This is a genomic window from Teredinibacter purpureus (assembly GCF_014217335.1).
GTDB lineage: Bacteria > Pseudomonadota > Gammaproteobacteria > Pseudomonadales > Cellvibrionaceae > Teredinibacter > Teredinibacter purpureus.
The window spans coordinates 2750946-2772176 of the sequence record NZ_CP060092.1 but is presented as its reverse complement, the minus strand read 5'-3'; the positions used below and the strand labels follow the sequence as shown (position 1 = coordinate 2772176).

The 21231-nt window shown below is 41.7% G+C and carries 23 protein-coding genes and 1 pseudogene; 6 read left to right on the top strand and 18 right to left on the bottom strand.

Annotated elements, in window-relative coordinates; all coding sequences use genetic code 11:
• Positions 1–137: 137 nt before the first annotated feature.
• Positions 138–1351, top strand: a protein-coding gene (locus H5647_RS12150; protein WP_236074878.1) for an IS3 family transposase whose coding sequence is annotated in 2 segments (ribosomal slippage) — positions 138–387 and positions 387–1351 — 1215 coding nt in all. Because the reading frame shifts where the segments join, the coding sequence is not laid out codon by codon here.
• Positions 1352–1686: 335 nt separating this feature from the next.
• On the opposite strand, the gene H5647_RS12145 is transcribed toward H5647_RS12150, so the two are convergent.
• The 3 genes from H5647_RS12145 to H5647_RS12135 form a co-directional block, all read right to left on the bottom strand.
• On the bottom strand, positions 1687–1989 hold the full coding sequence (locus H5647_RS12145; protein ID WP_045857980.1) for a hypothetical protein: 303 nt from the start codon (positions 1987–1989) through the stop codon (positions 1687–1689).
• 194 nt (positions 1990–2183) lie between these two features.
• The gene (locus H5647_RS12140; protein ID WP_045858868.1) at positions 2184–2612 is read right to left on the bottom strand and encodes a carboxypeptidase-like regulatory domain-containing protein; all 429 of its coding nucleotides are present in this window, start codon (positions 2610–2612) and stop codon (positions 2184–2186) included.
• 23 nt (positions 2613–2635) lie between these two features.
• Positions 2636–3832, bottom strand: coding sequence for a hypothetical protein (locus H5647_RS12135; RefSeq protein WP_045858867.1), 1197 nt, complete (start codon positions 3830–3832; stop codon positions 2636–2638).
• Positions 3833–3912: 80 nt separating this feature from the next.
• Here H5647_RS12135 and H5647_RS12130 point away from each other — a divergent pair, with 80 nt between their 5' ends.
• Complete coding sequence (locus H5647_RS12130; RefSeq protein WP_045856786.1) at positions 3913–4230, top strand: transposase; 318 nt, start codon at positions 3913–3915, stop codon at positions 4228–4230.
• On the top strand, positions 4185–5096 hold the full coding sequence (locus tag H5647_RS12125; protein ID WP_121495349.1) for an IS3 family transposase: 912 nt from the start codon (positions 4185–4187) through the stop codon (positions 5094–5096). Before H5647_RS12130 ends, H5647_RS12125 begins: the two co-directional genes overlap by 46 nt.
• 662 nt (positions 5097–5758) lie before the next feature.
• On the opposite strand, the gene H5647_RS12120 is transcribed toward H5647_RS12125, so the two are convergent.
• Entirely contained in the window at positions 5759–6316 is a 558-nt protein-coding gene (locus tag H5647_RS12120; protein WP_045858865.1) for a hypothetical protein, read from the bottom strand.
• Between the two features lie 133 nt (positions 6317–6449).
• Complete coding sequence (locus H5647_RS12115) at positions 6450–7031, bottom strand: hypothetical protein (protein WP_162926380.1); 582 nt, start codon at positions 7029–7031, stop codon at positions 6450–6452.
• A gap of 242 nt (positions 7032–7273) precedes the next feature.
• Between H5647_RS12115 and H5647_RS12110 the strand changes: the two genes are divergently transcribed.
• Entirely contained in the window at positions 7274–8221 is a 948-nt protein-coding gene (locus H5647_RS12110; protein WP_045856342.1) for an IS30 family transposase, read from the top strand.
• 1541 nt (positions 8222–9762) lie between these two features.
• Here the strand turns inward: H5647_RS12110 and H5647_RS12105 are convergent.
• The 13 genes from H5647_RS12105 to H5647_RS12045 form a co-directional block, all read right to left on the bottom strand.
• The gene (locus tag H5647_RS12105) at positions 9763–10083 is read right to left on the bottom strand and encodes a transthyretin-like family protein (RefSeq protein ID WP_162926379.1); all 321 of its coding nucleotides are present in this window, start codon (positions 10081–10083) and stop codon (positions 9763–9765) included.
• A gap of 1118 nt (positions 10084–11201) precedes the next feature.
• Positions 11202–11498 (bottom strand): hypothetical protein, encoded by a 297-nt coding sequence (locus tag H5647_RS12100; protein ID WP_162926378.1) that lies wholly within the window; start codon positions 11496–11498, stop codon positions 11202–11204.
• Between the two features lie 169 nt (positions 11499–11667).
• A complete protein-coding gene (locus H5647_RS12095; protein WP_045856529.1) occupies positions 11668–12165 on the bottom strand; it encodes a hypothetical protein in 498 nt (165 codons plus the stop codon).
• Positions 12166–12297: 132 nt separating this feature from the next.
• On the bottom strand, positions 12298–12600 hold the full coding sequence (locus H5647_RS12090) for a hypothetical protein (RefSeq protein WP_045856726.1): 303 nt from the start codon (positions 12598–12600) through the stop codon (positions 12298–12300).
• Positions 12601–12623: 23 nt separating this feature from the next.
• Positions 12624–13340 (bottom strand): hypothetical protein, encoded by a 717-nt coding sequence (locus H5647_RS12085; RefSeq protein WP_045858735.1) that lies wholly within the window; start codon positions 13338–13340, stop codon positions 12624–12626.
• Positions 13341–14399: 1059 nt separating this feature from the next.
• A complete protein-coding gene (locus H5647_RS12080) occupies positions 14400–15167 on the bottom strand; it encodes a hypothetical protein (RefSeq protein WP_045858854.1) in 768 nt (255 codons plus the stop codon).
• Positions 15168–15270: 103 nt separating this feature from the next.
• On the bottom strand, positions 15271–15732 hold the full coding sequence (locus H5647_RS12075) for a DUF3592 domain-containing protein (RefSeq protein ID WP_045856721.1): 462 nt from the start codon (positions 15730–15732) through the stop codon (positions 15271–15273).
• 101 nt (positions 15733–15833) lie between these two features.
• Entirely contained in the window at positions 15834–16187 is a 354-nt protein-coding gene (locus H5647_RS12070) for a DUF4431 domain-containing protein (RefSeq protein ID WP_045857961.1), read from the bottom strand.
• A gap of 680 nt (positions 16188–16867) precedes the next feature.
• Positions 16868–17242 (bottom strand): hypothetical protein, encoded by a 375-nt coding sequence (locus H5647_RS12065; RefSeq protein ID WP_162926280.1) that lies wholly within the window; start codon positions 17240–17242, stop codon positions 16868–16870.
• Positions 17243–17341: 99 nt separating this feature from the next.
• The gene (locus tag H5647_RS12060) at positions 17342–17908 is read right to left on the bottom strand and encodes a hypothetical protein (protein ID WP_162926377.1); all 567 of its coding nucleotides are present in this window, start codon (positions 17906–17908) and stop codon (positions 17342–17344) included.
• Positions 17909–18002: 94 nt separating this feature from the next.
• Positions 18003–18446 (bottom strand): hypothetical protein, encoded by a 444-nt coding sequence (locus tag H5647_RS12055; protein ID WP_045858663.1) that lies wholly within the window; start codon positions 18444–18446, stop codon positions 18003–18005.
• Positions 18447–18560: 114 nt separating this feature from the next.
• Positions 18561–18878, bottom strand: coding sequence for a hypothetical protein (locus tag H5647_RS12050; protein WP_045858846.1), 318 nt, complete (start codon positions 18876–18878; stop codon positions 18561–18563).
• Positions 18879–19384: 506 nt separating this feature from the next.
• Positions 19385–19843, bottom strand: coding sequence for a GIY-YIG nuclease family protein (locus H5647_RS12045; RefSeq protein WP_045858844.1), 459 nt, complete (start codon positions 19841–19843; stop codon positions 19385–19387).
• 358 nt (positions 19844–20201) lie between these two features.
• Between H5647_RS12045 and H5647_RS12040 the strand changes: the two genes are divergently transcribed.
• Both H5647_RS12040 and H5647_RS12035 read left to right on the top strand, forming a co-directional pair.
• Complete coding sequence (locus H5647_RS12040) at positions 20202–20516, top strand: transposase (RefSeq protein ID WP_045858842.1); 315 nt, start codon at positions 20202–20204, stop codon at positions 20514–20516.
• Positions 20517–20579: 63 nt separating this feature from the next.
• Positions 20580–20881, top strand: a pseudogene (locus H5647_RS12035) (IS21 family transposase); the annotation flags it as partial.
• Between the last annotated feature and the right edge of the window lie 350 nt (positions 20882–21231).

Here is a 21231-nt window from a genome sequence, read left to right as displayed (position 1 = left end):
TGATGGAGCCTTGAAGATGCGAACCACCCATTTTCTATTTCGCAGTGGAATCCCAAACGGTGAGCCAAAGTGTAGTGGTCTAATAGCACCGGACACTTTAATGAGAGACAATATTAGTCAACAATTAAGGTGTCATTATGAGTCAGAAGCGTACTTACAAGCAGTACCCGAAAGAGTTTAAGGAGGAGGCCGTTGCGCTTGTTCGAGAACAAGGCTATTCCGTTCCTGAGGCCGCTAAATCGTTGGGTATCGCAACCAACATGCTCTACAAATGGAAAGAAAAGGTGGAGTCTAGTGAGGCAGGTGAAGTGCTGGCCGAGGATGAGAGAGTCGAGCTTAAGCGCTTGCGCAAGGAAAACAAAGAGCTGCGCATGGAGAAAGAGATTTTAAAAAAGGCCAGTGCCTTCTTTGCGAAAGAAATGAAGTAAAGTACGATTTCATTCAGACTGAATCACCTCGCTTTCCTGTAGTTATGTTGTGTCGCGTGATGGGCGTTGGGAAAACGTCCTATTACGATTGGCTTAAGCGCCCAGGCACAGTGATAACAAGCGATACCTTGCACCTACACCGTAGGATGAAGTGGCTTTTCGAGCAGAGTCGCAATAGCCTGGGTAGTCGCGAGATGATGAAGAAATTACGCGAAGAAGGCTTTCAGATTGGTCGTTATCGGGTTCGTAACTTGATGCGCAAGCTTGGCTTAAGGGTCACTCAGCGAACCGCCTATAAAGTGACAACCAAACGCAAAACCTCGGATGCCGTAGCCGACAACTTGCTGAATCAGAATTTTAACCCAGTGGGGCCGGATCAAATTTGGGCGGGCGATGTCACTTACCTGAAGACCGGCGAAGGTTGGATGTATTTGGCGATTATTATGGATTTGTACTCGCGTCGAATTGTTGGTTGGTACATTGATAAGCGCATGACAACTAATTTAGTGAGCAAGGCCCTGATAAAGGCCTACAACCTAAGACAGCCGCCTAAAGGCTTAGTTTTTCATAGCGATAGAGGCTCACAATATACCAGTAAGCGCTATCGAAAACTTCTAGCGGCTTACGATATGCGGGCGAGTATGGGAGACGTTGGTGCCTGTTGGGATAATGCGGTTGTTGAACGCTTCTTCGGAAGCCTTAAACACGATTGGATATTTAAGATTGCGCAGCCGACAAGAGCGCACATGAAGACTGACGTGGGCAAATATATGCGCTACTACAATGTACATCGTTTTCATTCGGCGAATGAAGATTTATCGCCAATAAAATACGAAGAATCCAAGTATGTGCTGCAAAATGGAAGAGTCGGTTCTGCTCGAATAGAGCAGGTTCGACACTTCCATTCTGCAGTCAACAAGTGAAGCGCGTTAGCAGGGAATTTATAAAAAATAGGTGTCCGGTTTTACTTGACCAGAACAAAGAACGAACAGTTTTAGACTCACCTTGTTCCAATACTTTTTATTGTAACCACTTCACTACATTCTTGTGCCGAGTGAAACTATTTATTCTTTCTCCACGATTGCACTTACTAAACTGCGAACTCTCAATTTAATAAAAATTCTGGAACGACAACTAAATCATTTAAACCCGCCATAACGCCGCCAGCAACTGCCGGAGTAAATTGGCTGGTTTTTTGCGTCTTTTTGCAAAAAAGAAGACAGTTTACGGAGGTCAGATTGACTGGCCTTGTTCTGTGTTACTTGGCACATATGTATGCCTTAGGATATAGAATGACTCTGTTTTGATCATGTGCAGATGTACGATAAAAACCGTTCATTTCAGAGTTATACTCTTGGCCTTCCTGTAAGTATACCCTCTCTATATTTAGTACATTTGCACCAGACAAATAGGCTTCGTGACGCCAGCCATTTAGAAGACCAAGAACAATTGCTTCACCTTCATGGGAAGACAATGAAACATTCGTTTTAGAGCCAATCATATCACCAAGAAATTTACACTCATCTACAGATTTTGAATCATACAATAGCTCTATACTCATGTACCCAATACTTTCCGCCTTGCACTCAAGTGAATTTAAACAAAGGAAAAAACATACTGCTATATATTTCAAACCAAAATCCTTGTTACACAGAACGCCGCTATAAATTGCGGCTTTGGAGTTGATTGTTTTGTGGTAGCGTAGCGTAAAACCACAAAACAATCGACGGAAAAGACGTCAATTTGATAGCCTTGTTAGGGCTTTTCATTACACGGGCCGCCGCCTTTTACCAACAAGCAAGGAGGTGATTCTATAATAGGAACAGGATTTCGATCATGCTTCATGACAATGGTTTCTTGGCCTGACTCTGTAGAGGCCCGAATTCTATATCGCGATCCTATTTTGGTGCTGTCGGGAACTAAACTAATCAATTCTATTGAAGCCCCAAATTTAACTAATAGGCTAAACTCACCATTCTCTCTAGTCGTCGCCGAGGCCATCGGCTCATATTTCGAAACAAACGAATTCCATTTATGGAAGTGATATGCCTCTATTGATATATTTGGCAAGGGTACACCACTATCTTTATCTATCACCCTCCCCGTTATTTCGATCGTACGATTACCTATCATTGAGCATGAAATCAAAAACGTAACAGTCAGAATGAGCATAAACGGTTTCATTGGCAGCTCCTTAGCCCTAACGCCTAGCTAAACGGTGCAGCTTGCTGCATCCGTTTGAGCTTTTTGTTAGCTTCATCCATATCCCGAACTATTGTAAATCCTTGGTACAGAGTGACGACATCCTCCTTCGGCTTTTCAACCACTTTACTAAGCGCCAGATAGGCTGAATACGCGGATAGACCCACACCAAAGACACCAACAGCAACGGCACTCGCATTGAGCGAACTAGCGATTGTTGGAGAACTGACTGCTAAAGCAACACTTGAGGTTACACTCATCAAACCGCCAGTTAATCCCACTCCCTCTTTCTTCATATTGTGGGAGTTACTGCGTAAATCATGGTTTTCTGCATGAATACCTTTCTGAACGGTTTCTTTGATCCCTGAAATGTAATCCGACAAATCCGCCTCGGTACTTATGTAGTCTGGAACTTTAAGTAGATTATCGAGTGCCCTCTTCCATGCAGTGTGAGATTTTACGAAATTGCTGAGTTGCCTAGTTTCGATATCTTTTAGATAGCCGAACTCCACATCCATTATTAAGTCATCAGCTGAAATTTCTTTCTTATCATTCCTTGCACCTTGTTTATCTAATAGATTGATTGCGGATTTAACGTCATATTTGTTGCCATTAATTTCTGACGTAAAATTTAACGTATAGGGATGCAAATTAAATCCCTCGTCCAATAGCGCTCTCGAATGAAGGTACCCTGAAAAAGCAGGAGACACGTCTTCAATTTCATAAACAGCTTGATAATAGTGCCTGCACCTATCTAACCATGTACCGGGGTGTGGAAGGATTACAATATGCTCATTTTCTATAGCGGGGCCCAATAGAGCGTATTCTATAGCTATAGAGCACAAGTAGCTGACTGATAATTCTCCATCATTTGGAAATAGAGCACCAAGAAGGACGGTATCCCAAAGTACAACCCGCTCACCTATTAACAAGCCGAGGTTTACGAATGTATTGAAATCTTCAGCGAGCCCTACACCCGAAGTCTGAATACTTTTAGATCTTCCATATTCTTCAAGATCTAGAATCGCTTTATCTTTTAGATCACTACTATGCAGATCATGGATTGCTTTTCTCAGAGATATGACTCCACTTTTTGTTACTTGCTCTTCTACAATAAACGGGCGTTCATTCTCCCATTGAATAGGAAGATATTGGCTAAAAGCCTCTATTATCTTTTTTGTATATTCGGTAGCACTAGACATATAAATTTATTGAGCCTTCTATAAAGTAGAGCTACCCACGAAAAGTAGACACCTCATTCCCACCTAATGAGGTATTAATTATGACTAAAAAAACTAAGAACAAATACAACCATTACACCGAAGATTTTCGTAGGGAGGCCGTTCGACGCTCAGAAGGGCCTGACACCTCAGCTGCTGAAGTGGCGAGAGAGTTGGGTATTCACCCCGGTCAAATCTATAATTGGCGACGTCAATATAAGCGACTATCCGAAAAACAATTTAATGGTGTGAATGGTGTGGATTACTCAAAGCCTGAAAGCGAGACTGTACGCGAGCTGCAGCGGACAATAAGCGACCTGAAAGAAGAGAACGAATTCCTAAAAAAAGCGACGGCATACTTCAGCAAGCCAAGCTGGTGAGGTATGCCTACATGGAGTCGCTTCGTGGTCAATTCCCAATAATCAAGATGGCGGGGTGGTTAGCTGTCAGCAGATCAGGTTATTACAAATGGCGCGAACGAGAGCCTAGTTTCGAGTATGAGTATCGAGAAATGCTGCGCAAGGCTATCAGTGAGACTTTTGAGGAGTTTAAGGCACGATACGGTGCGCCTAGATTAATCTATGAGCTGCATGAAAAAGGCTTCGCTTGCTCAGTTAATCATGTTGCTAAAATTATGCAGGAAGAGGGTCTAAAGGCCCGTAACGGCAAACGCTTCAAGTATGGTCATCAAGGTTCAGGGGATAATAACTTCGCTGAAAACGTATTGGATCGCGACTTTGAGGCCACTAAGCCAAATGAAAAGTGGGTGTCGGACATTACCTATATACCGGTTAAGAACGGTCACGTTTACTTGGCGGTGATCATGGACTTGTTCTCCCGCAAGATCATTGGCTGGTCATTGGATAAAACAATGACCACGGATTTGATTTTAGATGCACTTAACATGGCCACCTCAAGTCGGGGATGCGAGCAAGGGTTGTTGCTTCACTCAGATCAGGGAGTGCAGTATCGATCCGGAGAATATGTCCTAGCGATGCACGATGCTGATATAACTCCCAGCATGAGCCGAAAGGGTAACTGTTGGGATAATGCGGCAATGGAATCCTTCTTCTCACGTCTGAAAGTAGAGGAAGTGTTTGGTCAATCGTACATAGGCTTAAATGACGCGTATTCAAGTGTGTTCGAATATATTGAATTGTTTTACAATCGCGTACGACGCCACTCTGCGAATGACTATATAAGCCCTGCAGAGTTTGAAGAAATTTATTACCAAGAGTGCGCCTAATATGGTGTCTACTTTTTGTGGGTAAGACCAAAAGCTAACGCCGCCATATGCGGCAAATTTGGAGTTGTTTTTTTGTGCTAGCGTAGCGTTAAAGCACAAAACAAACAACGGAAAATTTGTCCAGCCAGCTTGCTGGCGCAGCATGATGGCCTTGTTAAATGGCGATACACCAAACAACACCAACACTGCGTTGCGGAACGCAAATGGAGCTTTGCTACCAAAGTGGCGAACAACGCTACATGAACACCCGTAAACGCTAAACCTGAAAACCCTAAGAAGAACGACCGGTAAACTTTACACCACTACCCCGCTCTGCTTTTTTCTTCATTAAAACTACCCGCTCGAAAATAACACTTTTTACGAGTTACTAAAATATGCTTGCAACCAGTAAAGCTTAAAATACTAAAACAGACTTTTAGAGTGGTTTGCACGGTTTAATGCTGGTAGAGCTAAACGAACTGTTTCGTTATGAAACTAGCATAATATTTAAAACCACTACACAGCTAAAAATGTAAGTTTAAAACTGAAATCTTCACGCCGTATAAATAGTATGTTGCCGAGCTATTTAACGCCTGCAGTTGCGGCTTGGGTGAACTGGCGGATTTTTTGCTGCGCAGCGCGAAAAAGGTGACAGTTTACCCAAGTCCGGCAAGCTGCACTTGTTATGCATTTTTGCTCTCATAGTGTGCTTGAAGAACATTATCTCGCTCTTCGTTTGCCACAACCATTGAAAGAATATATTCAGCTTTTTCGCGCACATGTTCATTTTCGTGTTGTTTTGCCGCTTGAATGATAGAAGAGACTTCATCACCATCACATAGCTCAGAAAAAATAAGTTGGTCGATTACACCGATACCCCAGTTTTGAATACCTTGATCTTCATGAGCAAGGAACTCTGGAACCCATTTTAACGCTCTGCGGTCTGCGACAACTCGAAGAAGTTCAACCGCGTCTCGTTTGGTTTGAACATCTTCTTCTGTTTTGAATATTCGATAACACTCTTCCATCGAACTATATGGATGAAGCTGCCAAAGAACGCCTCTTAAAAGTTCACTGCCCGCACCACCAGAGACATAGTACCTGACGGCCTCTTTGAGGAAGTCTTTACCAAGTAATATTTCTATTGCTTCGCGGGCTTTATCGCTTGATGAGCTTTCCTGTCCATGTTCATCAATACAACCAATTTCTCTGGCGATGTTTACCCAGTTATCTAAATTCATCCGATCTCTCTTGGTGCATAACGCCTATAGCACCTGCACAAATTGTGACGCGCCTTTTTGGTAAAATGTGAGTAACGCGAACACCAAAAAGGCGCGTTGCAATTTGTGTCAGGTGGCTATACTTGTTAGGCATTTATATTGAATTCCAGTAGGTTTTTGATGGAACGAAGCCCTTCTCAGTATTTAGCTTAGCCTTATAGTCAATTTTAATTAGCTTCTCAATGCCTTCGAGATTGATGTAGCTAAAACTAAAAACATAATCTTTGTTTATCTCAATATCGCTAATCCACGGTGTAATTAATATATCTCTTACTGTGTTTAAGCCCCCCATATTCTTTAGGTGGCCATAGGTTTCGTATTTATCAATATCTTTGTACCATGAGTCGCGAAGGACAAGGTTCTCTGGTTTAAGTAAAAGTAAATTAGCTTGACTCTCATCACGTAATGATACCGACGTAATCGTGAACGGAGAATCTTTGTGCTTAATATTTGCTGAGACATGAATCAATATGCGTGGTGGAAAAGCATATCCTCGACTATGCAGATTTTCGTTAGCTTCACGAGATATGAGCGTGCCCTCAGTCAATACGATAATGTTTAGGTCTCCATCCGAAAAATTTGATTGAACCGGCTGTAGCTCTTCGGATTTGAAATCAATTTTGGTGCATGCAGATACCAAGAGAATTAGCGCCACAAACCCCATTATTCGAAACACTTAACTCTCTCCTTGTGGGTTGCCTAACGCCGAGCTCACCGGCGCATATTGCGGAGAGCGTTTTTATGTAAAATGGAGCACCGCGACATACATAAAAACGAGCGTAGCAATATGCGTCCGAGTGCAGCGTTTTGTTATGGGCGCCGAATTCGCAAAGTAAGTGCAACGCGCCTGCATCTTCCTTTATATAGGGTGAACTGGGATACTCATGGTTTTTCTCGACCGGCAAGAAGAGGGACCTCATGATGTACCACCAGCTCACCACTGATGAAAGATATACTATAGCGGCCTATTTAAAGCAACGTAAATCTCAAGCCTATATTGCACGGGCCTTAGGCCGCGATCCTTGCACGATCTCCAGAGAGTTAAAACGAAATCGTCGCCCAGACGGTAAATACTGCGCAGCGCGAGCAGTAAAACGTACCTCTCGAATACGGAGGGAGTCTCGTCGTAAATGGCAATTCAATGATACCGAGCTTCAGATGGTCATCGCCTTAATACGCCTCGATTGGAGCCCAGAACAAGTTTCCTTGTGGCTTAAGAAGTGCAATATATTATCGATCAGCCATTCGACCATTTATCGCTATATTTGGTACAACATGTTTTATTCAGGGGATCTCTATAAGCACTTACGTCAATCAAGCAAGAAACGCCGAAAAAGATATAGAAGCCCTGACTCTAGAGGCGTTTTAGCCAATAAGGCCCATATCTCTGAGCGACCTCTAGGGGCAGAAAATAAGAGCCGAATCGGTCATTTCGAAATTGATACCGTTCATGGTTCACGCGATCAACATTCAATTGTCACGTTAGTTGATCGAAAAAGTAAATACACGATCATTGGCAAAATTAGGAACCGTACGACTGACGAGTTAAATCGAAAAGTTATTCAGCTAATCAAAAAACAGGTTAATCAGGTAAAAACAATTACCGCTGATAACGGTACCGAGTTTCATCAATACAAAAAAATTGAAGACGTCACTAACTCAACATTTTACTTTGCCAACCCCTACCACTCATGGGAAAGAGGGTTAAACGAAAATACCAACGGTCTCATACGACAATATTTACCTAAAGGAGAATCAATGAAGAGCATAACTCAAAAGGATTGCGATAAAATTGCAATGAAACTTAACCGACGACCTAGAAAATGTTTAAATATGGAAACACCGGAGGCAGTCTATGTTCGTTAATCACTTTCATTGCACTTCAGTTGATAACCTGGGGGCTGGGTGGCACTTATTCTCTACAGCGCTCGTTGTGGAGCAAACGCGGAACTTTAGCCTATTAAAAACCCAACCCGTATAAACTACTATTCTTACAATTCGCACTTTCTTGATGGAGCCTTGAAGATGCGAACCACCCATTTTCTATTTCGCAGTGGAATCCCAAACGGTGAGCCAAAGAACGAACAGTTTTAGACTCACCTTGTTCCAATACTTTTTATTGTAACCACTTCACTACATTCTTGTGCCGAGTGAAACTATTTATTCTTTCTCCACGATTGCACTTACTAAACTGCGAACTCTCAATTTAATAAAAATTCTGGAACGACAACTAAATCATTTAAACCCGCCATAACGCCGCCATATGCGGCAAATTTGGAGTTGTTTTTTTGTGCTAGCGTAGCGTTAAAGCACAAAACAAACAACGGAAAATTTGTCCAGCCAGCTTGCTGGCGCAGCATGATGGCCTTGTTAAATGGCGATACACCAAACAACACCAACACTGCGTTGCGGAACGCAAATGGAGCTTTGCTACCAAAGTGGCGAACAACGCTACATGAACACCCGTAAACGCTAAACCTGAAAACCCTAAGAAGAACGACCGGTAAACTTTACACCACTACCCCGCTCTGCTTTTTTCTTCATTAAAACTACCCGCTCGAAAATAACACTTTTTACGAGTTACTAAAATATGCTTGCAACCAGTAAAACTTAAAATACTAAAACAGACTTTTAGAGTGGTTTGCACGGTTTAATGCTGGTAGAGCTAAACGAACTGTTTCGTTATGAAACTAGCATTATATTTAAAACCACTACACAGCTAAAAATGTAAGTTTAAAACTGAAATCTTCACGCCGTATAAATAGTATGTTGCCGAGCTATTTAACGCCCCGCTAACCGGCCGGAGCTGTGTTGAAGGTTTTGCGGTAGCGTAGCGAAAAACCGCAAAACGAGCAATGCAGCGGAGGTCCAAGCTGCGCTAGCAGCTGATGGTTGAGCGGCTTGTTATGTGAGTTAAGCACAACTAAAGCTCGCTATGATAATGCAAATTACAATACACACCATTGATAACAAGAAACTACTAAGCACGAAAAATGATTTACTGCCTGTTGCGAATATTAGTTTATTGCCAGAGCCTAATAATTTGTAACCAAAGAAAACCGAATAAACCATTGAAGGGCAGAAAACCATAACTGAGATACACATTACATATTTAAGGTAACCACTAAAGCAGTAGATCTGCTTTCTTGTTTCAAGCACTAGCTCGTGCTGCTGGATGCCACTCACTGCCCATAGCATCGCTATTATCAAAACCAGCCCACCAAGGGTAAAGGATAAATATTTTTGACGACCTATCTTCATGACTCTCTCAAATCACATAACGCCTTTGTCAGCCGCGTTTTGGTTGTAGTGGATTTTTGTGCGAAGATGGCCGAAGGCCATGCACAAAAAGGAGCGAAGACCAAAACGTCGGCTGGACAAACTTGTTAAATGTATTTTGGTATAGACTATTTGCATTCTGGGAACGAAACATTCTCACCATCCTTTTGTAACTTTGAAATATTATTTAGTACGCCGTAACACGTTTCGGAATCGAATGTTACAAACGAAACCCTTTCATCCGTAGAAATTTCAAAGCTTCCATCATCCTTTGTTTTCGTACTTGCCACATTCTCTGGCAAGCTCATGAATGAAAACTGATTTTTCCATAGCTTAACTTCGGCCCCGCCTATCGGCACTCCCGATTCAGCGACTAATCGCCCAGATAATCTACCCGCTGCGCAACTAGAAAGCATTAAAATGATTATAAATGTGAGTGCAACTTTCATACATTTAACGCCGAGCTCACCGGCGCATATTGCGGAGAGCGTTTTTATGTAAAATGGAGCACCGCGACATACATAAAAACGAGCGTAGCAATATGCGTCCGTGTGCAGCGATTTGTTACTTGTACCAAACACCTACTCACTTTTAACTACGCTGCTACGCCAATTGCTGTATTTGTTTAAAAAGCCTGAAGCTTTGGTTAGACCCAACTATAACCGTGGGATAGCCAAAACAGAAGGCATAAAATTGACCCAAAACAACAAGTGATTATGGCAACCAACAGAAAGGAACAAACGGGAGGAATAAGCCGCAAACTCCCTTTGCTAGGTAAAGTTTGGTTGCGATTTTTTGCAACGAAGCTTTACCGGATTACCAAATCTACCTTTTACGAAGCACGTTGTAAGCGACCAAAGGTGGCTTACCTAAACTTGATGGAGGGTAACGAATTTAGGAACACCCTACTGAAACTTAACTACACACCAAACTTTTTTTAATAGACAAGTAACGCCGCCATATGCGGCAAATTTGGAGTTGTTTTTTTGTGCTAGCGTAGCGTTAAAGCACAAAACAAACAACGGAAAATTTGTCCAGCCAGCTTGCTGGCGCAGCATGATGGCCTTGTTAAATGGCGATACACCAAACAACACCAACACTGCGTTGCGGAACGCAAATGGAGCTTTGCTACCAAAGTGGCGAACAACGCTACATGAACACCCGTAAACGCTAAACCTGAAAACCCTAAGAAGAACGACCGGTAAACTTTACACCACTACCCCGCTCTGCTTTTTTCTTCATTAAAACTACCCGCTCGAAAATAACACTTTTTACGAGTTACTAAAATATGCTTGCAACCAGTAAAACTTAAAATACTAAAACAGACTTTTAGAGTGGTTTGCACGGTTTAATGCTGGTAGAGCTAAACGAACTGTTTCGTTATGAAACTAGCATTATATTTAAAACCACTACACAGCTAAAAATGTAAGTTTAAAACTGAAATCTTCACGCCGTATAAATAGTATGTTGCCGAGCTATTTAACGCCGCTATAAAAGGCGCGCGTTAGCGCGTCCAGTGGAGGCCGTTTTTTGGCCGGAACGGTTTTTGATAGCCTTGTTATATTTTTTAATCATAAACGAACGATGACTCCATAAAGAGGCAAAACTCTGAACATTTCCACCCCTTAGGTAATTCACTGCTAGCTAGGCACTCCTTTTTGCGAATGTACCCATCAATGGTTTTAAGTGCATTGGGTACATTAATCCATTCTCCGGCAGGCTTATCTTGCTTTACTACGCCATTGAGAAAATCTATTGACCTAGATGCATTCTCTTTACTGTAATGTGACTCAGAAAGCCTCATGTCATCAGGAATTTCAGTGTTAGTTGTACAAATATCCTTGGCAGTAACCATCGCTGACATGACAAGTGATATTGCTAGAAATAGATACTTCACTTTCAGCTCCATTGAAATATAACGCCGTTAGCAACGGCCGTAGTGTAGGTGTTTTTGTGCGTTAGCGTAGCGATAAACGCATAAAAATACCGGAACGGAGGTCCAGCCCGCTTGCGGGCGAGGTTGGCTAACCTTGTTAAACATGTACTCCCCCGTTTAGGACAATACCAAATGAACAAACAGCTAAGAAAGTACCGAGAACTAAAAAGATGCATGAAGCAATAATTAGGTTCTTGCAACGCTTCCCATCTTTTTCTAGGCTATCTTTCTCTGTTTTCAATTTTTCATTACCCTCAGCCTCACTAAGGCGTAGTATCCGCACATAGTGCGCTAGGCAATCAGATGAGTAAAACCTGTGCGCAAGAGCCGCCAAGGAAGAAAGTAAAAAAGCAATTGGACCCAAAAAAAGAAAAACTACCGAGCTCATATTGGCATTGAGAGCTAACAGACCGCTCTCCCCGATTTCCAGCACGATGTTAGATACTAAAAACCCATATACAGCTATTCCCAATAACGCCAATCTCAATATTTCAGTAGAAAACGCCATATATTTTTCTAGTACTATGACATCTATTTTGTATCTATCTTCGTGAACCTTACTTCCGCCAAGATATTTTTCAGAAAATGTTCTCATGACTATCTCTTGGTGTTTAACGCCCATGTAACTGGCAGTTTTTTGTGGAGGACTTTTGCGATAAAATGCAGCGAAGCGAAATTTGCAAAAGGCCGGAGCAAAAAACTGTCCAGTTGACATGTTTGTTAGTAGCTATGTCCACAGCGCCCACCTAATATTGATAAGACGTAATAACATTTTTGTTTCTTCTTCGTAGCCATCATCGTTTGGAATATCTCTTTCCTTGTATGATTGCCACCAAACATAAAGCTCTTCTATTTCGCTCTTTGCCGCACGATGTTTTTCATCTGCCTCCCAGTCAGTATGACCGCTCAACAATTCTTCTTTATTTATACAATCACTTAGTAGTTGGAAACAAGCATGTAACATAATGGAGTCTTTATCTCGCCACCCGTCATCAAGCGTTTCTATTTTCAGAATATTTCCAGGCTCCATGAGCTTCCTTTGGCTACTAACGCTCAAAGCAGAGGCGAGCCGTCAGGCGAGTCCTGCTGGCTTTGTTTGTTAAGCTTTTCTAGGTGTAACGAAAACACCCTGTATCCAAATATAGTAATTAGACATCCCAACATATATTCAATAACGCCAATAACAACTGCGAAGATAGATCCAATAGCGCCTGTTGATTCTACTACCTTTTCTAATAGCCATACTGGTATCGATGTGGCTACCGCAATCAAGAGCACCCCTACTAAAAGCAGCCATTGATAATCTCTAGTTTGATGCCAGCTAGATTCAAACGCTTCCACTGGGCTTTGCTCATAAAGCAAACAGTAGAACTCAGAAAACATTATACGTGAAAATACGATTAATCCAGGAATTATAAGAAGAAAAAACCCTCCGCACATAGCTAGAGCACCCAAGATATAAAGCCCAAACAAAGGTGCCCAATATTTAGCGCCAAGACGGTAGCAAACACCTCTCGGTAGAGCTTCTCCAGTTAATACCGAGGAGATATAAAATATCATCGCAGCTTGGATAATTGGATAAAGAAATATAACAACGCCAAGCACAACCCAAGAAACTACCCCATCAGACGGAAGGTATTCTGATAACGCTGTACTAATTATTGATACCGGAACTATTATGGGAAATAAAACTTTCCATAAGCCCCATATATTGGCCCGAAAGAATCTCCATGTATCATTTAGTAAATTCGGTAGTTCGTTCATACTCATTAGAGCTTAACGCCGCCATATGCGGCAAATTTGGAGTTGTTTTTTTGTGCTAGCGTAGCGTTAAAGCACAAAACAAACAACGGAAAATTTGTCCAGCCAGCTTGCTGGCGCAGCATGATGGCCTTGTTAAATGGCGATACACCAAACAACACCAACACTGCGTTGCGGAACGCAAATGGAGCCTTGCTACCAAAGTGGCGAACAACGCTACATGAACACCCGTAAACGCTAAACCTGAAAACCCTAAGAAGAACGACCGGTAAACTTTACATCACTACCCCGCTCTGCTTTTTTCTTCATTAAAACTACCCGCTCGAAAATAACACTTTTTACGAGTTACTAAAATATGCTTGCAACCAGTAAAACTTAAAATACTAAAACAGACTTTTAGAGTGGTTTGCACGGTTTAATGCTGGTAGAGCTAAACGAACTGTTTCGTTATGAAACTAGCATAATATTTAAAACCACTACACAGCTAAAAATGTAAGTTTAAAACTGAAATCTTCACGCCGTATAAATAGTATGTTGCCGAGCTATTTAACGCCTTACTCAGCCGCGTTTTGGTTGAAGTGGAATGTTGTGCAAAATGGCCGAAGGCCATGTACAACATGGAGCGTAGACCAAAACGTCGGGTGGAGTAACTTGTTAGGAGACATTTAGTACGCTCCAGCCTATTGTTAAGAAAAGCACAAAAAAGGAAACCAATACTACTTTCTGAGATTGCTTACTTCGCTTAGCTAGCGACAAAACTTCTTTACTCTCTATTTCCAGAAAGAGGGGTGAATTTTCTAAACCATAAAATGTCGCTCTCATAGTTATGATATTGGGTTCACCAATTTTCTTCCAAATTTCGGGCTCATGCTTCTTTACAGCAGAATAGTATCTGGCCGTCAATATTCCAGACCAACCGATAACTACGAAGCAGAGAGAAAATATGAACATCAGCAACACTCGAACTTGCCTCCTAACGCCACAATAACCGAGCGGAGCTAAGCGTGGTATTGTGAGCAAAGCGAACCACGCTTAGCGGAGTCCGGTTGATTGTTTTGTTAAATGCGCCTAACACGGTACTACCGAGAACGCTGAACCCAAGGCATTGGCTATTCCGTTTATTACCTCGGTTGTAACTCGCGCTTTATTTAGTGCGATATCTATTAGTACACCAAATATAACCGAGACATACGCCAAATAGCCAAACCCCATATAATCGTTGTACAAAATGGTATAGAACCAATCTTGGCCATATATGTAAATTGCCGAGGATATTATTGTAGCCAAAACCAGAAGTAATCCAGGTAAAAACAAATGTGCCATAGCTCGTGGCTTTGCGAAGGACACCACTAGGAGAATAAGGAACATCGTAAGATTTGACCCAAGAAATATCCGTAGATCAAATTTCAGGTTACTAACTATTTCGATGTATTTTCCTTTGATTAGATCACCCAAGGTATCTTGAGCAACTTTTATGCTCTTGAGGCGATCCAAGTATCCCGATGTAATTGACTGAGCCAATGCTTTTTTCCTTTCACAATCATAGCCACACATAGAGGCGATGACACTTGCAATCTTCTCTGGCAGGTTGTTATCTAAATCCTCTTGTATTTTTTCAGATTCCAATCCAAGGCTTTCTGCGACATTTAGAGCTTTACTCGCAACGCTAGAATCTACTATAGATTGCTGCTTTTCTCTGACTTCCTTTTCTATTTGGTATTTCACGAATCCTTTCGCTGACTCTTCAATAACCCCCGGCGATACAAAGGTTACAGAGAACAGAATTCCGAAAATTAATATTCCGAATAATCCGATTGATCTTAGTGTAATACTCATAGCTTCCTTAGCATTTAACGCCTTTGTCATTTGCGTTTTGGTTGTAGTGGAGTTTTGGGGTAAAGTGGCGAAGCCACCCCAAAACGGAGCGTAGACCAAAACGTCAAATGGACAAACTTGTTAAGGCTTTGTATACAATAATATTCCAAAAATTAAAAAACAATATGTTGGCTATATGGAAGCTTCGAATGCCAACTAAAATGCTAGATATTTTTGGTGAATTTCCATTTACGTAAACTTTCACCGCTGGATATTCAGATATAGCTTCACTATAAGCCTTAGATACAAGCGACCGAATATTCCACGACGAAAACCCGAAGGCAATTCGTTTTCCGTTATATCTGCGACCTCGATATTCATAAGCATATTCGACTTTAGCTTTATACATAGAATCACCGTCACTATCTCTACTCTCGTCCATTTCATGAGAGGTGATTTTTCCAGTAACAGGAACCCAACCACATGAGATTTTTGCCATTATGGTTGCGTAAGCTGAATATAAAGCACCGCCGATTCCAATGACGACGAATAATGCTTTAATTAGAAATTCGAATTCTTCGGGCATGTGGGCCTTAACGCCTTGCTCTGCTGCATTTTTGGAGTGGATGATTTTGTGCTATTAAGCACAAAAGAAGTAACGGAAAAAATGTCAGCAGGAGCAACTTGTTAGAGTTTTTGTACATTTTTAGAACTTAATATGATTTTTGTATAATGATGGCCCGTATGGCCATGAAAAGCATTACCGTTTACCCGATATTTGCCACCCACCTCAACTTCAACGCCTTCTGGAACCACAAGTTGAACCTTTCCAATTTTTACTTCTTCATCTGAAAGTTCACCATCCGGTGAAAAACATTCGGGTTCTACTAGCTCCAAGGCACTATAGTGCGCGATCATTTCTTGAGTTTTATATACAGCAGGTACTACTGTACCGATAATCTCCACCTCACTTCCATCGGTTGGAAAACAGGCTAAAACCAAGCTTGGAAATATTAAAATTATTAACGCGATAAATTTCATAATGAAACTCTAACGCCTGTAGCACCTGCAAAAATTGCGTAGTGCATTTTTGTGTAACATTGAGCGTAGCGAAAACACAAAAAGGCGCGTAGTAATTTTTGTCAGGTGGCTACACTTGTTATGTGTTTGTACGACTTATATACAAAAACCAATATCACTTATGTTTGTTTTTAACACAATCCCACTTCTCTTGCACTTCCCTTTCTCTTTTTTCACGAAGAGTTCTTTGGATTTCCGCCAACCGATTACTATGGGTTTTATTTGACCTCATCATTTGCCTGATGAAGATGTATAACGGGACAGCAAAAACAAGCAAAATTATCCAAGTTAACATTAGCTACCACCAACCTAACCAATACCGTAATCTATCGTAAGCCTCATCACCTTTACACACTGCAAAGAACGCGAACAGGGCACTGACGATTAGGCAAATAGAAAAATGTACAACCCCATACTCCAAAAACACAAAAAAAGTAATTACCGAGCTTACAGAAAACATTATCAGTAGGCCGAATACGAATCTTATTTTTTTCTCTAAACTATCGGGTTCTCGCATATTTACACATAACGCCATTATAATAGGCAAAGTTTGTGTAGTGGAGTTTTGGGGTAAAGTGGCGAAGCCACCCCAAAACGAAGCGAAGCAAATTTTGTCCTATTGATAATTTTGTTATGCATTTTTAAGGCGGGCTGAGAACAAGCCGCATACCAACCCTATTTATTACTTTGCCACACTCATTTGCAAGAGAAGTTATAGTTTTATCTAACGCAGGATCCGTAGATACATGCTGTAAAAATTCTAACTCCTCCAGAAGTGACTCGCATTGTTCAGGTCCCAAAACTGTGTCAATTACAGGCTCTATAACTTGAGAGAAATGCAGTTCGTAAGCTTGGCCTAGGAACAAAACCCTATTCCACAACCGCTCGGACAAATGCACCCAATTATCTTCAGAGATTGGCCCTGGCAATAGTTCAGATGATATAGCTGCGACCTCAACAGTGACATCATCTTCAAACTCTAAAGGGCTGAGTAAATTTTCGTACTTCATATTCACCGTGCATAACGCCGTTGTAAATTGCAGTTTTGGAGGAACCCGTTTGTGCTATTAAGCACAAAAAGGAGTGACGGAAAAACTGTCAATTTGACAACTTTGTTAGAGCTTTTTCTCTTCAATGATTTCTCCGGTAGAAATATCGAACGTATACAACCTATTTTCTATAGTTTTTAGTAAAAACTTATTTTTATACTCCATTTTTGGAAACTCTTGATCATCTGACCTCCAAAAATAGTGACTTACTGTTCTTTGAACACTACGCTTTATTTTTATAAGGTCAGCTGTAGAATATTCTTTAAGCAATACGCCTTTGTGATAAAAGGCGACTGCAAGATCTTCTTTGGACGGTTTCTTGCCGCTCGCCCAATTGCCCATTCTAACAAGGTATTCAGCTTCATTGGATAGATATACTTGAAAAGCATACCAGCCTTGAACTTCCCATAACTCTCTACTGTCACCATTTTCCAAAAGTTCATAGGCAACACCATACGCAGGGGACTTTATTTCGTATTCGCCATTTTCGTATGACCCTACTTCCGGAATCATTTTGAAATAAAAACTTCCATACGATGACGGTTCCACATAGGGAATTGGCATTGCGGGACTATCTGCCCACATTTCATATGGAATAATAGCTATAAAAATTAAAAGAATTACTTTTTTCATGTGTAGCTCTAACGCCGCCATAAATTGCGGCTTTGTAGTTGATTGTTTTGTGGCAGCGTAGCGTTAAGCCACAAAAAAAGCGACGGAAAAGCCGTCAATTTGATGGCCTTGTTACAAGCTGCCGTACTATGAGCCAAAAGACTAAGCCTGAAACTGCACCACAAAAGCCAAAACCCAGCAGAAACTTTAATTGGTACAAAAGGCCTGCTGTAGTGTAGCTGCCATTTTCAATGATTATTGTTTGCCCCACAACACTACGAGTCGTGCCGCCCGGAAAACTAAATAGTAGCCAAGGAGCGGCTGAAATTAATGCACCGCCTAAAGTTAAAGAACGAAAGTTAATACAACCTTTAGCTTTAAGAAGTAAATATATAGGTATACCAACAATTGCGGAAATAACCCAACTTACAATAACTGCCCAAGCAGATATCCCACCAAAAATTTCACCAATACCGCCATATAGCACAACCCATATTAGTGCACCTATAGGCGGGGCTATTAAAAACCCACTGATTGGATACAACGATGCTCGATTCATTTTGCCTTGTAACGCTGAATGCAGCTGCATTTTGGTTGTTGTGGAGTTTTGTGTAAAATGGCGAAGCCATACACAAGACGAAGCAACGACCAAAATGTCAGCTGGCATGACTTGTTATAAGCTAATTGATTTACCACGCTGCCTTTCATATTCGTGTTCCATTATCTCTTTAACGCTGAGCATAGATTGGTATTCCTGGCTCAATTTATTTGGGTAGCGCGGCCCATTCAATGCTCGAATTACACCTTGATACATACAAATAAATCCGTGTTCCGTAAGATGTATCTTGGGCTCCCCAAAGTTAATGGAGCCAAACTTTAATAGTTGCTCGCAAAGCCCACTACACTCATCGAACTCACCAGCATTGCCTACTAAAGCATATAAATTATCGCCGCTAAACTTCAACACTAATTTCGATAGTTTCTTGGGCATACGATTTACTTATAACGTCGCCAGCAAGGGCTGGAGTGAAGGCGCGAAGCGCCGTAACGGAAGTCCAAGCCACGCAGTGGCTGAGCTTGGCTGGATTTGTTATATTTAACTCTTAAAATATTGCTAACTATGACTTCCATTTTTCATTCTTGATTTGACCACATTTATTGCACTTTAATTTGACTAATTTATCATGTGGGAACCCCAGCGAAATCCCAATTGTAGTCGTCTTTGTAATATTCTTACCTAGCGGATCTTTTACGCCAACAACTTTCATCTTCCCGCCACACTTCTCACATGGCTTATTACGCCTAAAATATTCGAAGGCACCTCCTACAAGGAAGAACACCAAACCAAATATAATAAATTTTATGTCTTCCAAGTATTCGCCACTCCCGAAATATAACGCCGCCAGCAACTGCCGGAGTGAACTGGCTGCTTTTTTGCGTTTTTTTGCAAAAAAGAAGACAGTTTATGGAGGTCAGATTGACTGGCCTTGTTAAATTCTACCCATGAGTATTCCATGGCAACTGTGCTTTATTCTTGGAAATTATCGTTTCTTCAACATATAGCCTCAGCGATTCAGGTTGAACCTGAATAAAGGAAATAGCCATTTCCCTTCCGTCAGAGATCGCAGTTTTTACCGCTTCTAGCATAGAACCCGTACGAACATCTTTATTTATCAGATGCTGAGTTATTCTCTCACGCAGTCCTGTGCTTTTTCTTTGACCCACATAAACTGCCGACCAGCTCTCACCTACTCGCCTCGTGTAGATTGCATAAACATTTCCAGCTCCCCTTAAGCTCTTGAGAGTCTCATCGTTCAATTGCTTAATTTCGTCGATAGGCCAGTTTGTAAAATTGCAATCATCCGGATAAAAAAACTTAGTAGGCGAATCAACAATAAGTGCTGACGCACATTCGTCTGCAAACTCATCTAGCCCTTCGGGTCCTATCATTGGCATAAAGCCTCCGAGAATTTAACAGTTTATTCAACGTCGTTAAGACGCATTTCCACAACATTTATACTTATATACCTAAATCTAGGCATATAGCAATAGTATTTATACAGCGTGGATATATGTCAGTACGACGTCAAAGTTCGTGAATTGAGGGCGCGTTTAAGTCTAATACCACTTTGTGCTCTAAACCAAGTTTACGCACCACTTTGTGTGGTAAATACCACACTTTTTGACTGCGATCACATTGCCCGTTATGTTCTTTTATTAGGCGTCTTAGTTTTAACTCGGCGTGTAGTGGCACACTGAATCTGGCCACCTAATTAGAGGTGATATTATAATCGCCCTTAACGAAGGTAGCATCATGCCAAAACATTTTAAACCCGCATTCAGACAGGAAGTTGCAGAACTGGTTCTTCATCAAGGATATTCCATCCGAGAAGCCGCTGAGGCGATGGGTGTTGGTAAGTCCACCGTTGATAAGTGGTCACGTTCATTAAACAACGAACGCCAAGGAGAACCGCCAGAGAGTACCCCAATATCTGAAGAGCAAGTCAAAATTAAAGCGTTGGAGCGAGAAATCCAGCGGCTTAAAACAGAGAAAGAAATTTTAAAAAAGGCTACCGCTCTCTTGATGTCGGACTCAATTGTTAACGCCAATGTAAAAATGACCCACTAACGCCAAACGAAAATTGACCCACCTGAGGCACTATAGCCGCCGGATTAATAGCTAGGCGGTGACATGATTACTCAGGAGATATTAGTGGATATTCACGTATTACATAGGCAAGGGCTTGGCATTCGCGCGATTGCAAAAAAGCTCAACCTTTCCAGAAATACCGTGCGAAGCTACCTTCGTGCACCAGCTAAAACACCAACATATTCGGAGCGAGAGCAGCGCCCTTCGATCCTAGATCCTTACAAGCCGTATTTGCTCGAACGTATTGAGGCAGTAAGCCGCACTGGATACCTGCGACTGTTTTGCATAGAGAGATTCGTGAACGAGGGTACACGGGTGGCGTATCAACGATTAAGGTGTTTGTTCATGCGTTCAAACCCTCGGACAATGGTCAACAACAATCGGACACCCACACCACCGCTTGAGCCAAGAAAAAACACTATATATTTACACCGTAAAAGTTAACTCAAGGAATGAATCATGCCCCCACGGAAGCAACAAATCTCACTAGGCGCCACTATGTAAATACTCACAAGTATTCGAGTCATTAGGCCTTGCGGTTTTGATCAAGCGATAGACTCCTTGGCCCTGTTTGAGTATTACGGAGCATTCAGCTATTCCGCCGAATAACGGATGGCCGTATTGGGTGCTTAGCCACACTGCTGTCGATTGGGTAACGGCCCATCAAGTCTTTATCGGTAGCCGTTTTCGGTGC

What these genes read in the sequence shown, in the direction of transcription:
- H5647_RS12070 (WP_045857961.1), bottom strand. Translation starts at nt 16,187, where the DNA reads ATGAAATTTATCGCGTTAATAATTTTAATATTTCCAAGCTTGGTTTTA.
- H5647_RS12060 (WP_162926377.1), bottom strand. Translation starts at nt 17,908, where the DNA reads ATGAAAAAAGTAATTCTTTTAATTTTTATAGCTATTATTCCATATGAA.
- H5647_RS12095 (WP_045856529.1), bottom strand. Translation starts at nt 12,165, where the DNA reads ATGAGAACATTTTCTGAAAAATATCTTGGCGGAAGTAAGGTTCACGAA.
- H5647_RS12080 (WP_045858854.1), bottom strand. Translation starts at nt 15,167, where the DNA reads ATGAGTATTACACTAAGATCAATCGGATTATTCGGAATATTAATTTTC.
- H5647_RS12045 (WP_045858844.1), bottom strand. Translation starts at nt 19,843, where the DNA reads ATGCCAATGATAGGACCCGAAGGGCTAGATGAGTTTGCAGACGAATGT.
- H5647_RS12055 (WP_045858663.1), bottom strand. Translation starts at nt 18,446, where the DNA reads ATGAATCGAGCATCGTTGTATCCAATCAGTGGGTTTTTAATAGCCCCG.
- H5647_RS12140 (WP_045858868.1), bottom strand. Translation starts at nt 2,612, where the DNA reads ATGAAACCGTTTATGCTCATTCTGACTGTTACGTTTTTGATTTCATGC.
- H5647_RS12105 (WP_162926379.1), bottom strand. Translation starts at nt 10,083, where the DNA reads ATGAAAGTTGCACTCACATTTATAATCATTTTAATGCTTTCTAGTTGC.
- H5647_RS12050 (WP_045858846.1), bottom strand. Translation starts at nt 18,878, where the DNA reads ATGCCCAAGAAACTATCGAAATTAGTGTTGAAGTTTAGCGGCGATAAT.
- H5647_RS12100 (WP_162926378.1), bottom strand. Translation starts at nt 11,498, where the DNA reads ATGTCAGCGATGGTTACTGCCAAGGATATTTGTACAACTAACACTGAA.
- H5647_RS12120 (WP_045858865.1), bottom strand. Translation starts at nt 6,316, where the DNA reads ATGAATTTAGATAACTGGGTAAACATCGCCAGAGAAATTGGTTGTATT.
- H5647_RS12085 (WP_045858735.1), bottom strand. Translation starts at nt 13,340, where the DNA reads ATGAGTATGAACGAACTACCGAATTTACTAAATGATACATGGAGATTC.
- H5647_RS12110 (WP_045856342.1), top strand. Translation starts at nt 7,274, where the DNA reads ATGATGTACCACCAGCTCACCACTGATGAAAGATATACTATAGCGGCC.
- H5647_RS12090 (WP_045856726.1), bottom strand. Translation starts at nt 12,600, where the DNA reads ATGGAGCCTGGAAATATTCTGAAAATAGAAACGCTTGATGACGGGTGG.
- H5647_RS12075 (WP_045856721.1), bottom strand. Translation starts at nt 15,732, where the DNA reads ATGCCCGAAGAATTCGAATTTCTAATTAAAGCATTATTCGTCGTCATT.
- H5647_RS12130 (WP_045856786.1), top strand. Translation starts at nt 3,913, where the DNA reads ATGACTAAAAAAACTAAGAACAAATACAACCATTACACCGAAGATTTT.
- H5647_RS12040 (WP_045858842.1), top strand. Translation starts at nt 20,202, where the DNA reads ATGCCAAAACATTTTAAACCCGCATTCAGACAGGAAGTTGCAGAACTG.
- H5647_RS12145 (WP_045857980.1), bottom strand. Translation starts at nt 1,989, where the DNA reads ATGAGTATAGAGCTATTGTATGATTCAAAATCTGTAGATGAGTGTAAA.
- H5647_RS12135 (WP_045858867.1), bottom strand. Translation starts at nt 3,832, where the DNA reads ATGTCTAGTGCTACCGAATATACAAAAAAGATAATAGAGGCTTTTAGC.